The sequence below is a fragment of the Stenotrophomonas sp. STEN023 genome, from assembly GCF_056760135.1.
In genome coordinates, this window is record NZ_JBRREF010000111.1 from 1 (window position 1) to 13,815 (window position 13,815).

The window sequence follows — 13,815 nt, forward strand, 5'->3', positions numbered from 1 at the left end:
TGTTTTGTGTTTTGGTGGGGTGTGGGGGGGGGGGGGGCCGGCCCGCCCGCTCGTTCGTGTCGTGCCCTGCCCCCCCGCCCCCCCCCCCCCCCCCCCCCCCCGCTCCCACAAATCCCACACTTACTTTCGACTTGGATCCAGCGAGATCAACCGGGTCACGTCCAGCAACGCAGCGGGCAGGTGCACGCCACCCGGCGCGGCCAGATAACGCGGGCGCCACTCCGGCGCGAACTTGGACTTGAAGCGGCGCAATCCGCTGAAGCCATAGAAGCGCTCGCCATGGCGCGCGACCAGATTGGCAAAACGGTTCCAACGGCCGGCCAGCCGATGCTGGGCCAGGCCGGTCAACGGCGCCATGCCCAGCGAGAAACGGGTGTAGCCATTGGCCGCGCCCCACAGGAACAGCTCGATGAAAAGAAAATCCATCGTGCCCTTGGGGGCGTCCGGGCGATGCCGCATCAAGTCGACTGACAACTCATGCCCGGCGGGTGCCTGCCAGATGTTGGCGAAGGCGACGATGCGTCCTTCCGCTTCGACCACCGCCACCGGGAAACGGTTCATGTAACTCGGCTCGAAGCTGCCCAACGAGAAGCCTTTCTCTTCGCCAGCCTTTTCGTATAGCCAAGCGTCCGAGATGTCCTGCAACTCGCTCAGCAAGGCCGGTACCTCGCTGGCCGGCACCAGCCTGAAGCTCAGTCCGCCACGCTTGCCTTTGTTCCATGCCTGGCGCAGATCCGCGCGTTCGCTGCCGGCCAGGCTGAAATCCTGCAGCGGCACCATTGCTTCCTCGCCCAGCTTGACCAGGGTCAGGCCAAGATCGAGGTAGTGCTGCCAGTACTTGTCGCTGGTCTGGTAGAACACCGGGCGCAGGCCGAGCCGGTCGGCTTCCTCACGAAATCGCCAGATCAAGGCCGCCGCCACCTGCGGTGGCCCAACCGGATCCCCCATCGCCACCAGCGAGCCGCCGTAACGCTGCAGCATCACGAAACCATCGCCGGCCTCGCTGCGCAGGATTGCCTTGTCGCCGGTCATTGCCACGCAGGCCTGGGTGTCCTGGGCCAAGGCCAGTACCGGACGCAGTTGTTCCAGCGTTGCCGCATCCGGCAGCGGCAGCGGGCTGCGGGTGCTGTGCAGCAGTCGCGCCAGCCCAAACACGATCAGCGCGATGCAGACCAGCAGCAGGGCACGCAATGCACGCGGTGCGTTGCCGGAGGTGGCGAACTGCCACCACAGTTCGTTCTGGTATTCGACATGGCTGTAGACGAAGAACAGCAGCCACACGGTCGCGACCAGCACCAAGGCGACGTTGCGCAGCCACGGCCAGGACCATGCCTCGTCAAGCAGAGCGCCTTCGCGGTAGAACTCGCGACGTGCCGCCCATAGCGCGATTGCTACCAAGGGCAGGGTCAGTGCAACGGTGAGGTGGCCGCCGCGCAGCCACGCGGGCAGGGGCAGGGCGATGCACAGCGCCAGCGCCAGCATCCAGGCAGAATGGCTGCGGCGCTGCAGGCCTTGGCCGATCAGCAGCAGCAACACGCCGCCCAGGCTGCCCAGCAAGTGCGAGGTCTCCACGATCGGCAGCGGTGCTGGCAGCAGCCGTTGATGCGGAACGGGCAGGGTGCCGTCGATAAGCAGCAATGCACCGGCAGCGAATACTGCCAGCGCGATCAGTTGCGGCAGCCATGGCCGTATCACCGACCACGCGGTCCCGGCGCCACTGCGTAGCGGGCGGCGCACGCTGGCCAAAGCCGCCAACAGCGCGGACAGGAACAAGGGCAGCAGGTAGTAGGTGATGCGGTAGGCCACGGCGGCAGCGAGTATCGCGGCAGGTGCCACCTGCGGCAGCAGCTTGAGCAGGCTCCACTCGAATACGCCCAAGCCGGCGGGCACGGTCGACACCAGTCCGGCCACCACCGCCACCAGATACAGGCCGACGAAGCCGATGAAGCCGACCTCGGCCTGCGCCGGCAACAGCACGTAGAACGCGGCCGAGGCCAGACACAGCTCGACCACGCTCAGTGCGGTGACTCCCAGCACCGTGCGCCGGTCAGGTATCCACATCCGGTGCGTGCCCCAGCCGATGCTGCGGCCATCGCGGCCGACCAACAGCAGCATCGCGGCGAAACCGACCAGCAAGCCGATGCCCAGCTCATGCACCGCCGTGGCTGAGATCGGCAATGCCAATGCGGCGGCGCTCGGTTCCAGCAGCAAGGCCAGGCCGAGCAGCAGCCAGGCGCCAAACACGAAGCCCAGGGTGCTCATCAGCACTACCTGACCGATCTCGGCAAGGCTGAGCCCGGCACGGCCGTAGCTGCGCACGCGGATGGCACCACCTGTCAGTGCGGCAAAACCCAGGGTCTGCCCGGCAGCGTGGGCCAGGAAGGCGGTAATGCCGACGCGGGCCGCAGGTAGCGGATGTTTGGCACGGCGCAGGCCGATGGCATCGAATCCGATCAGGCAGGCATAGCTGGCCATGCCCAACAGCGTCGCCATGCCCAGTTGCGACCAGGAGAGACCGCGCACGGCGGCGCGGATCTGGTGGTAACCGTGGTCGCTGAACTCGCCCGCCAAGGCATGCAGCGCCATTGCCATGATGGCGAGGGTGACGAGGATGGCGGCAACACGCCGCCAACCCGGCATGGAAGGTTCCGAAGACGTGGAAGACGCGGTCATGCAGATGGGAGGGAGCTATGCGCTGGTGCGGCGCGGACGCATAAGACTAGCCCCCTTGCGTGATGATGGCTGCATGCACGCAGCGCAGCGTTGTCACCGCCTTCAGTCAGCGGACCGGCCACAGGCGCACTAGACTTGGCAGCTCGAACGCCGGGGAGTAGGCATGGGTACTGGTTCGTACAGGGGAGCTCGGCAATCGCCAGCGCTGGCCTTGGCTGTGGTGCTGGCCTTGCTGGTGTTCCTGGCTGTTGCCATCGGCCTGCAGTTTGCGCGTGATGATCTGGATTGGGTGCGCGCTACCCTCAGTCTGTATCTGCACGGCCCCTATGGGCTGGTGCTGCGCAGCGTCTATTGTCTGCTGGCGCTGGCCATCGCCTTGCTTGGCGTGATGCTGTACCGGCAGGCGCATGGCAGCGCACGGCGGGGCTTGCCGCCCAGTCTGTTCGTCGTGGCCGGGCTTGGTTTGGCTACCGTAGCGATAGGCGACAGCTGGCTGCCGCAGTACGCACCGCTGCTGGCGCCGCTGGTTCATGGCTTGGCGGCACAGACCGCGTTCCTGTGCGTGACCGTGGCCATGTTGTTGCAGGCCTGGTGCTTCGGCCGCGACACACGCTGGCGTAGCCTGTATTGGCTGACCTGGGCCTGGGCATGGTTGGCCTTTACCGCGTTGTGGTTGCATGTGCTGTGGCGTGGCAGCCCGCGCGGACTGGGGCAGAAGCTGGTGATTGCGGTGGTGGTCGGCTGGTTGCTGTTGGTGGCATTCGCGTCGTGGCGTCGTTCACGCAAAGAAACGCCTGAAACTTCCACTTGCCCTCACAATGGCGGCTACATCCCCAACACGGAGTCACCCTGATGATCCAGCGCTTCGATACCGGCCCGCGCATGTCGGAAATGACCATCCACAACGGTGTGGCCTATCTGGCCGGGCAGGTGCCGGAAGACACCAGCGCCGATATCGTTGGCCAGACCGAGCAGGTACTGCAGGCCATCGACGATCTGCTGCGTCTGGCACCGACCGACAAGACCAAGATCCTGCGTGCCGAGATCTTCCTGGCCGACCTGGCCGACTTCGCTGGCATGAACCAGGCCTGGGACAAGTGGGTACCGCAGGGCGCAACGCCGTCGCGCGCCACAGTGCAGGCCAAGTTGGCCAACCCGGAGTGGAAGATCGAGATCGTGATCACCGCTGCAGTGCCGTAAGCGGACTGCATGACCACTGCTGATCTGCTCTGGATGCGATGGCATCCGGGCAGATCAAGCGTTGAAACTGTTGATGGCTTTGCAGGGAGGCATTGGAAAGGAATGAAGGGCCGTCTGTTGTTTGCAGTGTGTTGTGCGTTGGTTGGTGCCAGCGCGACTGTGTCTGTTGCGGCGCCGGCGGCGCTGTCGAGGATGATCTACGCGAAGGTGCCTGTGCAGCGCATCGAGCCGCTGCAGTACCCGCAGTTCAAGCTGATTGAGGCAGAGCTGCGCAATACGGTGCGCCGTCATGGCGATCGCAGTGTTCCCAATGGTTTCTGTGCGGTGGGCTACCAGCTCGCCGGCGGCACGGTGGAAACGGTGTTGATCTGGGACAACGCGCAGTGGTTGATCCGCTGGTGGGGCGGTGATGCGCTGGCTATCTCGGAGGAGCGCTATGCGGTATCTGCGTCGTTCTCACCGGTCACCGACCTGCGCACCGACCTGGTCGAGGACGATCGGTATCCGCTGGGCACGCGCGCAATAGTGCGCGCGGATGCGGAGGCTTTGATTGCAGATTGTCGTGCGCACGGGCACCAGTACACCGTGCCGCCATTGCCGCCGAAAGACGAAGACGACGAGTATTGAGTTCGCAAGATTTCGCCGGCTTGTAGGAGCGGCGTAAGCTGCGAAGCCGGTGTCGTCAGGATCGCAACGTTCAACATGATCTGAAACAGCTGCGCTCTTTCGGCTTGATGCCGATGATCGGGATCTCCGACAGCTGGTTTGCTACGAGCTTCGCGGCTTACGCCGCTCCTACAGCTGCAGGGGGTGTCACTGGCTGCAGGTCGATGCAATCCACCGGGCAGGGCGGGATACACAGCTCGCAGCCGGTGCACAGGTCGGCCAGCACCGTGTGCATGTATTTGGCGCCGCCGACGATGGCATCGACCGGGCAGGCCTGGATGCACTTGGTGCAGCCGATACAGTCGGCTTCGACGATCATCGCGACCTGCGCCGGTTTGTGTTCGCCGCGGCTGCGGTCGTAGGGCAGGGCGGGCACGCCGAGCACATGCGCCAGTGCACGTGCGCCAGCATCGCCGCCTGGCGGGCAATGGTCCACAGCGGCAGCGTTGGCGGCCATGGCTTCGGCATAGGGACGGCAGCCGTCATAGCCACACTGACCGCATTGGGTCTGCGGCAGCAGCCGGTCGAGGCGTTCGACCAGCGCAGCCCTTCCTTCTCCCTGCAGGAGAAGGTTGCGGGCAGCGTCGGATGTGGGTTGGGTAATCATTGGGGAGTCCTGCTGTTCGCTCTCACCCCAAGCCCTCTCCCGGAGGGAGCGGGGCTCAGGTAAGGCATTTGCCGCGATACCAGCGCTCGTGCGCCAGCGCCAGCATGGCTTTGTCTTCGCTGCTGTCGCCATAGGCGTGGATACGCTGGTAGCTGCCCAGATCGAAACGCTTACGTATCAAGGCGACCTTGCGCGCGCCGCAGTCGCCCTCGGCGTAGCGGCCGGTGAGACGGTTGTCCTGCACCTCGAGCCGGTTGCAGATCATCTGCAGGCCCATCCGCTCGCACCAGTGCTGCAGGTACAGATCGAGCGAGCCGGACACGACCACCACGGTATGGCCCTGGGTCTTGTGCCACTGGATCTGCTCGAGCATTTCCGGCCGCACCATCTCCGGCAACTGCTCGCGTGCATAGTCGCGTGCCATCTGGGTGATCTCACCGGCATGGCGGCCAGTGAAAACCTGCGCGGTGACACGGCGGCGGACGCGTTCGGCCGAGATCAGTTTCAGCCGGTAGGCCAGCACCCACGGCCCGACCCGCCACCATCCCTGTGCGCGCTGCTCCGGTGTGGCCACGCGACGCAGGAACCGGCTGTAGGTGTCACAGACGGTGATGGTGTGGTCGAAGTCGAAGAGGGCGAGTTGCATGGTCCACTCCGTTCGGGATGGGTGCGCCAAGGGGCGCACCCGTTGCCATCAACGTACCGGCATGCCAGGCAGTGCGCCGCCGTCGGCATCCAGCAGCGCCAGTGCGCCGCCGTCGAAGCCGGCCGACAGAATCATGCCTTCGCTCAGGCCGAAGCGCATCTTGCGCGGGGCCAGGTTGGCGATGAACACCACGTTGCGGCCGACCAGCGCTTCCGGCTCGGCATAGCTGCCGCGGATGCCGGAGAAGATCTGCCGCTGGCCGAGGTCGCCGGCATCCAGCAGGAAGCGCAACAGCTTGTCCGAGCCTTCGACGAAGCCGCATTCCAGCACCTTGCCGATACGCAGGTCGAGCTTGGCGAAATCATCGATGCCGATGTACGCGGAAGCTTCACCTTCGGCCCTGGCTTCGGTCTTCACTTCGACCTTGGCGGGCTTTTCGGCCTTGACCGGCTTGGCGTCGGCGGCGGGCTGGGCGGAGAGGGTGTCCTTGGAGGCGTCAGTCATTGCGTCAATCATCTTGGTGTCGATACGGGTGAACAGCGCCACGTAGGCAGCGATGCTGTGTGCGGTCAGCGGCTTGCTGATGTCGTTCCAGCCGAGGACCGGTGCATTGAGGAAAGCCTCGGCCTGCAGCGCCGTGGCCGGCAGCACCGGCTTGAGCGCGGTGACCAGCACGCGGAACAGGTTCAGGCCCTGCGTGCAGACCGCCTGCAGCTCGGCGTCGGCGCCCTCTTGCTTGGCGATGACCCACGGCTTGGTGTCGTCGATGTACTTGTTGGCTTCATCGGCCAGCGCCATGGTCAGGCGGATGGCGGCAGCAGCGTCGTTGCGCTCGTAGGCCTCACGAATCGGTGCCAGTGCAGCGATGAAACGGTCGTACTGGGCCTGGTCCGGCAGCGCGTCGGCCAGCTTGCCGTCGAAGCGCTTGGCGATGAAACCGGCGCAGCGGCTGGCGAGGTTGACGAACTTGCCGACCAGATCGGCATTCACGCGGGCGGTGAAGTCGCTCAGGTTCAAATCCAGGTCATCGACGCCGCCGGAGGACTTGGCGGCGAAGTAATAGCGCAGCGCTTCCGGTGCCAGGCCGGCATCCAGGTAGGTGCGGGCCATGATGAAGGTGCCGCGCGACTTGCTCATCTTGGCGCCATCCACGGTCAGGTAGCCGTTGACGTGCAGCTTGGTCGGCGTGCGCAGGCCGCTGCCTTTCAGCACCGCCGGCCAGAACAGGCCGTGGAAGTTGACGATGTCCTTGCCGAGGAAGTGGTGTAGCTCGGTGTTGCTGTCGGCGGCGAGCACGGCGTCGAAGTCGTCGCCGGTCTTGGCGCACAGGTTCTTGAAGCTGGACAGGTAGCCGATCGGCGCGTCCAGCCACACGTAGAAGTACTTGCCCGGTGCGCCGGGGATTTCGAAACCGAAGTAGGGCGCATCACGCGAGATGTCCCACGCGCGCAGGCCGCCCTCGGCATCCAGCCACTCGGCCAGCTTGGCCTTCACGCCGGGCAGGACCACGTCGCCGGCCAGCCATTCGCGCAGGAAGTCCTGGAAGCGGCCGACTTCGAAGAAGTAATGTTCCGAGTCGCGCATTTCCGGGGTGGCGCCGGATACCACCGACTTCGGCTCGATCAGGTCGGTGGGGCCGTAGGTGGCGCCGCAGACTTCGCAGTTGTCGCCGTACTGGTCGGGTGACTTGCAGTTGGGGCAGGTGCCCTTGATGTAGCGGTCGGGCAGGAACATGCCCTTGGCCGGGTCGTAGAACTGCGCCACCGAGCGACGGCTGATATGGCCGGCGGCGTCGAGCTTGGCGTACAGCGCTTCGGTCAGCTCGCGGTTGGTGGCCGAGTTGGTCGAGTCGTAGTGGTCAAAATCCACGCCAAAGGCGGCGAAATCGCGCTCATGGCCAGCCTGGATGTTGGCGATGAAGGTTTCCGGGGTCACCCCGGCCTTCTCCGCGGCCAGCATGATCGGCGTGCCGTGGGTGTCATCGGCGCAGACGTACCAGACCTTTTCACCCATCATTCGCCGCGCACGCACCCAGATGTCGGCTTGGATGTAACCCACCAGGTGGCCGAGATGCAGCGGGCCGTTGGCGTAGGGCAGGGCATTGGTGACTAGGGCGTTGCGGGTCATGGCGATGGTTTGCGGCAGGGGACCGGGGATTATCGCATGGCCGGAAAGAAGCAGCCCCGGGAGGCCGGGGCTGCTGATCTTTCCCTTCTCCCGTTTACGGGAGAAGGTGCCCGAAGGGCGGATGAGGGGGAGCTTTTGACTTTGCCTGGCTAAAAGCTTCCCCTCACCCCAACCCCTCTCCCGTGAACGGGAGAGGGGCTTCAAGCAAAGGCTTTGAGCGGTTTACTGGTCGCGCAACCAGGTCTGGGTGCGGCAGATGAAGGCGATGCAGCCGGACACGTCCAGCTTGCGGCCGTTGTCCACCAGGGCGACCTTGGAGCTATAGGTCTTGCCCTTGGCCGGATCCAGGATGGTGCCGTTGGCCCACTTGTTGGTGCCGTCCGGGCGGACGTTCCAGAGGATGGTCATGCCTTCGATCGGCTTGCCCTTGTTGGCGCCTTCACACTTGTTGCAGACCGGGTGCGGGCCCTGTTCGGACTGCAGTACCTGCAGCACCTTGCCGCTGAGGGTGCCATTGGCGGCCTGGCTGATCTCGACGATGGACTTCACCCGGCCGGTTTCGTCATCGATGGTGCGCCAGCGGCCGGCGGCGCTGTCACTGGCGCTGGCGGAGAAGCCGGCAGCCAGCAGCGGCAGGGCCAGCAACAGGGTTTTGAAAGTAGTACGCATGTGTCCCCTCCCAGGGTGGGTTTGGTCAGCTGCCGGCGGCGCTGTTACGCGCCGAATGTAACCGCATTCGGTCCCGTACGGAATCCGCAGTGCAGCAGATTTGCGACATGTAGTGCCGAGCCATGCTCGGCAGGGGCTTTCCCGGTAATGCAGCAACAGCTGCCCTCGCCCCAACCCCTCTCCCGCGGGCGGGAGAGGGGCTTTGAGCAGGCGCGGGGCGGTAGTGCCGAGCCATGCTCGGCAGGGGCTTTCCCGGCAATGCAGTAACAGCTGCCCTCGCCCCAACCCCTACCCCGCGGGCGGGAGAGGGGCTTTGAGCAGGAGCGGGGCTGTAGTGCCGAGCCATGCTCGGCAGGGGCTTTCCCGGTAATGCTCCAACAGCTGCCCTCACCCCAACCCCTCTCCCGCAGGCGGGGGAGGGGCTTTGAGCGCAAGCCGTGCGCTGTTTACTGCACCGTCACCCGCTTGCGGTTGTCGGCCGAAACCCGGTCGATCAGCTTGTTGTACGGGTCAAAGCCGGCCTCGTCAGGCTTCTGATCCACGGTGACAGTGATGCTTGGCGCCGCTGCGGTGATGTGGTGGCGCTGCAGGTACAGCACCTTCTCATCGCGTTCCTTGCCCGAGGCGCCCTTGGCGAACACGCCGACCTCGATCCAGTCGTCCAGCGTCCCTGCGGTCTCCTTGCCCATGCCGTCGGCGTAACGTTTGTCGGCGTGCAGTTGCAGGGTCACGTCGTAGCGGCCGTCGGCGCGTTTCTTGGCGTTGGCCTCGACCACGCGGTTGTCGTAGAAGCTGATCTTCTCGAACAGGTCGGTGATCAAGGCCTGTTGCTCGGGCTTGGCTTCGGCACGGATGAACTGCAGCAGTTCGGCCGAGGTGGTGTACGGCGGCTGCTGGAAGGCCTTGGCCTGGATGAAGCGGGACAGTGCCCGATTCAGGGCTTCCTCGCCCATTTCCTCACGTAGGCGGTAGAACACCACCGAGCCCTTGCGGTAATGGATGTACTGCTGGTTCTCCACGCGGTACAGCGGCAGTTCCTCTACATCCTCGCCGCCGCGGCCCGACAGGTAGTTGTCCAGCTCGTCCTTCAGGAACTGACGCATGTGGCCGCGTCCGTACTCCTTCTCCATCACCATCAAGGCCGAGTACTGCGACAAGGACTCGGACAGCACGGTCGCACCCTGCACATTGGCACCGATCACCTGGTGTGCCCACCACTGGTGCGCCACTTCATGCGCGGTGACATAGAACACATAGTCGACATCATCCTTGTCGCGCAGGTCGGCGATGAAACCGATCGACTCCGAGTAGGGGATGGTGTTGGCAAAGCTCTGCGCGAACGACTGGTAGCCCGGGAACTCGATGATGCGCACCTGCTTGTGCTGGTACGGACTGAAGTTGGCTTCGTAATAGGCCAATGACTTCTGCACACCCTCGATCATCCGATCCACGTTGTACGGATGCTTGGCGTCGTAGTAGATCTCGATCGGGATGTCTTTGTACGTGGCCTTCTTCACTGTCCAGCGTGCCGACAGATAGGCGTAGAAGTTCAGCATCGGCCGGTCCATGGCGTAGCTGAAGCAGCGGCGGCCATTGCGTTCGAACTCTTTCTGCAGGTAGCCCGGTGCCAAGGCGATCTGGTCCGGTGCGGTGCAGATGGTGCTGCGGAAATCCAGCCAGTCCGAATCGTTGGAGATGTAGGTATTGGCGCGTGCGGCCTCGTCCTCCAGCTTGGGCATGCGCGTCGGTTCGCCGAGGTCACGCTTGCGGCGTTCGTTGCGGTCGCTGATCTCCGCGCCGCTGTCGTAGCCGAAGGCCGGCAGTACACGGCTGTTGAAGAAGCTGCCGTTGTCGACGATCTGGGTCTGTGCCTGGTCGGCGGTGATGCCGTTGGGATGGATGTCGACAGTGAAGCGGATATCGCGTTCCTCGCCCGGCGCCATCGGTGCATCCAGGTGATAGATGCGGTAGCCAAGCTCCTCATCGTGGGTGCTCAGCTTGGCGCCGCCCATCTCGATGCTGGCAAGCGTGCGGTCATCGCCCATCGCGACATGGATGTCCGGTATCGCCGCCGAATGTGTATTGCGCACGCGGTAGACACCGTCGATGCGTACCGACTGGGTTTCCGGATGCAGGTCGACGTTGTTGTCGATGGCGATGATGCGCGGCTGCGGCAGGTCCTTGTACTTGCGGTATTCGCGTTCGTAACGGGCCTGGAGGTCGAGCTGCTGGTCCGGCGAAATGAACGTGTTGCGAATGTTGGTGTTCCAGTACAGCCAGCCACCGCAGGTGATGAAGGCCAGCACTGCCGCCGCCAGACCAGCTCCCAGCGGGCCACGCAGACGCTGCCTGGCCAGGCGCAGGCGCTGCCGCCAGCCCGAATCCACGCCGCGTACCCACAAGGCAGCGCACAGCAGCAGCAATGCCAGCAGGAACAGCATCCAGTAGCCCTGGAAGGCCAACTGCCCGGTCAGGAAATGGCCGTAGCCATTCATGTCCGAATACGGGGCGATCGGCCAGCTGCCGAAGTTGTACAGGTTCTGGGTGTAATCGAGCATGCCCAGCACCGACTGCCCGATCAGCAACAGGATCAGCAGCGCGTAGCCCATGAACTTGTTGTTGCTCAGTACCTGCAGCACCAAGGCCATGCCGCCCATCAGGATGTAGACCACCGAATCCAGCGCCAGCGTCTTGACGTACAGCAGTGGCTCGATCTGGGTGTAGCCCTTGCTCAGCTGGATGGCGATGGCAGTGAGCCCACCGACGGCCTGGAACGCAAACACCACTGCGATCAATGTGAGGAACTTGCCCAGCAGCGGCACCCAGTTCGGCACCGGCATGGCGTCGCTGATCCCTGCGATGCGCGCGCTGCGTTCACGCCACACCAGTTCGCCGGCGTAGAACAACACGATGATGATCAGCAGGAAGCTGAAGCTGCCCTGCAGTGCTTCCAGCATCTGCGAGGTCACTGGCCAACTCGGTGTGCCGTACATGGTGCGGCGATGCAGGGCCGTGGGGATGAAGTTGGCCATGCCCAGCACCAGCAGCACCAGGAACGGCGCACTGCGGAACACACCGAAGGCATCAAACCCGACCTGGCGCAGCAGCTGCCGCCAGCCGGTCGCCGCGTTGAAGTTCGGCGTGACCTTGGGGGCAACGACATTGCTGCGCTTGCCGTCGGTGGTGGCAACGCTGGCCACCTTCTTGCCGCGCTTGCGGCCGGTGCCGCTGCGCTCGGTGCGGAACAGGGCGAACGTCGCGGCGAACAGGGCGCCGGTCACCGCCAGCCACAATACGCGGTTCTCCAGCAGGTAGCCGGTGAACGCGGGCAAGCCGGTGTTGCGCTCTTCGGCAGACCAGTAGCGCATCGCCTGGCTCATCGCGCGCATGCCGAGTGGATCGAGCAGCGCTGCAATACGCATGTTGTCGATATCGGCCAGCAGCGCACGACTGACGCCGTACAGCACGAAGAACACGATGACGCCGATGTAGACCCAGAGGATGTTGCGGGTGGTGACTGCCAGCAGCGCCAACAAGGCGGTGGTGAACAGTACGTTCGGCAGCACCATGAAAACAAACGACCACAGATACGGCTGCAGCGACACCGGGCCAAGCCGGGCGGCATCGATCCATGGCATGAACTGGGCGATGAACAGGCCTGTCGCGATGATCACGTACATCAGCAGGCTGGCCAGCAGGGCCGCACCAAGACGCCCAAGAAGATACTCGCGGCGCTTGATCGGGCTGGAGAACACCAGCTCGGAGGCGCCCAGTTCGAAGTCACGCAGCAAGGCGTTGCTGACGAACAAGGTGACCACCAACAGCCCGAGCAGGGTGAAGGAGGTCATGAAAGTGGCGATCACCGATGGCGCATTGCGGTGCACGTTGCCGATGCCGCCACCGATCTGGACGGCATCGCTGGAAGCAGCGCCGAAGGCGATCAGGGCGAACAACACCGCAAGCAGCCACAACAAGGGAGAACGCAGCTGCTCGCGCAGCTCGAAGCGCAGGAAGGCGAGGGTCATGGTCGTCTCCGTCAGGCGGCCTGCGCCTGCAGGCGCAGGCGCTGGAAGTAGACGTCCTCGAGGCCCGGCGCTACCGGTTCGAAGCCTGCTTCAGGGCAGTTGTCGGCGAATACATGGATCACCGGGTGGCCACCGACCAGTCGCGTCGACAGCACGGTGAAACGGCTTTCGTAGTCGGGCAGGGCGGTTTTTGCCACCTGCTTGCGCCAGACCTGCGCCTGCAGTGCGTTGATCGCATCAGTTGGGCGCCCGGTGAGCAGCACCTGGCCCTTGTTCATGATGGCCATGGTCGGGCACAGGTCGGTGACGTCTTCGACGATATGCGTGGACAGGATCACCGCCACGTTCTCACCGATCTCGGCCAGCAGGTTGAGGAAGCGGTTGCGTTCTTCCGGATCCAGACCGGCGGTGGGTTCATCGACGATGACCAGCTGCGGGTTGCCGAGCAGGGCCTGGGCAATGCCGAAGCGCTGGCGCATGCCGCCGGAGTACGTGCCGAGCTTGCGCTTGCGTGCATCCCACAGGTTGACCTGCTGCAGCAGCGCCTCGACCACTTCCTTGCGCTGCTTGCGCGCGGTCAGGCCCTTGAGCACGGCGAAATGGTCGAGCAGGTCCAGCGCGCTGACTTTCGGGTAGACGCCGAAATCCTGCGGCAGGTAGCCCAGCTTGCGCCGCAGCGCGTCCTTGTCGCGCAGGATGTCGATGCTGGCGCCATCGGCGGTGGTCAGCGTGGCGCTGCCAGCATCGGCCTCCTGCAGCGTGGCCAGGGTGCGCATCAGCGAGGACTTGCCGGCGCCATTGGGGCCGAGCAGGCCGAACATGCCGCGGGGAATGTCGAGGTCGACATTTTTGAGTGCGTGTACGCCATTGGCGTAGGTTTTCGACAAACCACGGATCTGCAGCATGGGGACCGAACCTCTCCTTGGATGATGGCTGTCACATTCAGCTACAGCCGGGCTGCCGACAATGCGCCGGAAGTCATTAGGACCAGGGACGTGGTTACGGTCGGAATGTGACCGAACGAGTTGTGGGGGGGGGGGGGGGGGGGGGGCGGGGGGGGGGGGGGGGGGGTGGTGGGGGGGTGCTATGGTTGCGCGTGCCCCCCTCGGGCTCGCTTCGTGCCGCCCCCGTGGGGGGGTGGTGTTTTTTGTCTTGCCCCCCCTCCGCGGGGGGGGTTGTGGGGGTGGGGGGGAGCCCCGCCT

Annotated in this window: 10 protein-coding genes; 3 read left to right on the top strand and 7 right to left on the bottom strand. The window is 64.6% G+C overall.

Features of this window, described 5'->3' with window-relative positions; translation table 11 throughout:
• Positions 1-120: 120 nt before the first annotated feature.
• On the bottom strand, positions 121-2,673 hold the full coding sequence (mprF, locus tag ACVOLV_RS20380) for a bifunctional lysylphosphatidylglycerol flippase/synthetase MprF (RefSeq protein WP_481555946.1): 2,553 nt from the start codon (positions 2,671-2,673) through the stop codon (positions 121-123).
• A gap of 163 nt (positions 2,674-2,836) precedes the next feature.
• Here mprF and ACVOLV_RS20385 point away from each other — a divergent pair, with 163 nt between their 5' ends.
• From ACVOLV_RS20385 to ACVOLV_RS20395, 3 genes are all read left to right on the top strand, one after another.
• Positions 2,837-3,526, top strand: a complete 690-nt coding sequence (locus tag ACVOLV_RS20385) for a DUF998 domain-containing protein (protein ID WP_481555947.1) — start codon at positions 2,837-2,839, stop codon at positions 3,524-3,526.
• Positions 3,526-3,873 (top strand): RidA family protein, encoded by a 348-nt coding sequence (locus ACVOLV_RS20390; RefSeq protein ID WP_303749463.1) that lies wholly within the window; start codon positions 3,526-3,528, stop codon positions 3,871-3,873. Before ACVOLV_RS20385 ends, ACVOLV_RS20390 begins: the two co-directional genes overlap by 1 nt.
• Positions 3,874-3,975: 102 nt before the next feature.
• Entirely contained in the window at positions 3,976-4,500 is a 525-nt protein-coding gene (locus ACVOLV_RS20395; RefSeq protein ID WP_481555948.1) for a hypothetical protein, read from the top strand.
• A 157-nt stretch (positions 4,501-4,657) separates the two neighbouring features.
• On the opposite strand, the gene rnfB is transcribed toward ACVOLV_RS20395, so the two are convergent.
• The 6 genes from rnfB to ACVOLV_RS20425 form a co-directional block, all read right to left on the bottom strand.
• Positions 4,658-5,146, bottom strand: a complete 489-nt coding sequence (gene rnfB, locus ACVOLV_RS20400) for an Rnf electron transport complex subunit RnfB (RefSeq protein ID WP_481555949.1) — start codon at positions 5,144-5,146, stop codon at positions 4,658-4,660.
• Positions 5,147-5,201: 55 nt separating this feature from the next.
• Positions 5,202-5,792, bottom strand: coding sequence for an HAD family hydrolase (locus ACVOLV_RS20405; protein WP_481555950.1), 591 nt, complete (start codon positions 5,790-5,792; stop codon positions 5,202-5,204).
• 48 nt (positions 5,793-5,840) lie between these two features.
• Positions 5,841-7,919, bottom strand: a complete 2,079-nt coding sequence (gene metG, locus ACVOLV_RS20410; RefSeq protein WP_481555951.1) for a methionine--tRNA ligase — start codon at positions 7,917-7,919, stop codon at positions 5,841-5,843.
• Between the two features lie 222 nt (positions 7,920-8,141).
• Complete coding sequence (locus tag ACVOLV_RS20415) at positions 8,142-8,588, bottom strand: DUF2147 domain-containing protein (protein ID WP_481536397.1); 447 nt, start codon at positions 8,586-8,588, stop codon at positions 8,142-8,144.
• Positions 8,589-9,034: 446 nt separating this feature from the next.
• Positions 9,035-12,613 (bottom strand): ABC transporter permease/M1 family aminopeptidase, encoded by a 3,579-nt coding sequence (locus ACVOLV_RS20420; RefSeq protein WP_481555952.1) that lies wholly within the window; start codon positions 12,611-12,613, stop codon positions 9,035-9,037.
• A gap of 11 nt (positions 12,614-12,624) precedes the next feature.
• On the bottom strand, positions 12,625-13,518 hold the full coding sequence (locus tag ACVOLV_RS20425; protein ID WP_481555953.1) for an ABC transporter ATP-binding protein: 894 nt from the start codon (positions 13,516-13,518) through the stop codon (positions 12,625-12,627).
• Between the last annotated feature and the right edge of the window lie 297 nt (positions 13,519-13,815).

Coding starts and splice junctions, on each gene's coding strand:
- mprF (WP_481555946.1), bottom strand. CDS start 2,673: ATGACCGCGTCTTCCACGTCTTCGGAACCTTCCATGCCGGGTTGGCGG.
- ACVOLV_RS20385 (WP_481555947.1), top strand. CDS start 2,837: ATGGGTACTGGTTCGTACAGGGGAGCTCGGCAATCGCCAGCGCTGGCC.
- ACVOLV_RS20390 (WP_303749463.1), top strand. CDS start 3,526: ATGATCCAGCGCTTCGATACCGGCCCGCGCATGTCGGAAATGACCATC.
- ACVOLV_RS20395 (WP_481555948.1), top strand. CDS start 3,976: ATGAAGGGCCGTCTGTTGTTTGCAGTGTGTTGTGCGTTGGTTGGTGCC.
- rnfB (WP_481555949.1), bottom strand. CDS start 5,146: ATGATTACCCAACCCACATCCGACGCTGCCCGCAACCTTCTCCTGCAG.
- ACVOLV_RS20405 (WP_481555950.1), bottom strand. CDS start 5,792: ATGCAACTCGCCCTCTTCGACTTCGACCACACCATCACCGTCTGTGAC.
- metG (WP_481555951.1), bottom strand. CDS start 7,919: ATGACCCGCAACGCCCTAGTCACCAATGCCCTGCCCTACGCCAACGGC.
- ACVOLV_RS20415 (WP_481536397.1), bottom strand. CDS start 8,588: ATGCGTACTACTTTCAAAACCCTGTTGCTGGCCCTGCCGCTGCTGGCT.
- ACVOLV_RS20420 (WP_481555952.1), bottom strand. CDS start 12,613: ATGACCCTCGCCTTCCTGCGCTTCGAGCTGCGCGAGCAGCTGCGTTCT.
- ACVOLV_RS20425 (WP_481555953.1), bottom strand. CDS start 13,518: ATGCTGCAGATCCGTGGTTTGTCGAAAACCTACGCCAATGGCGTACAC.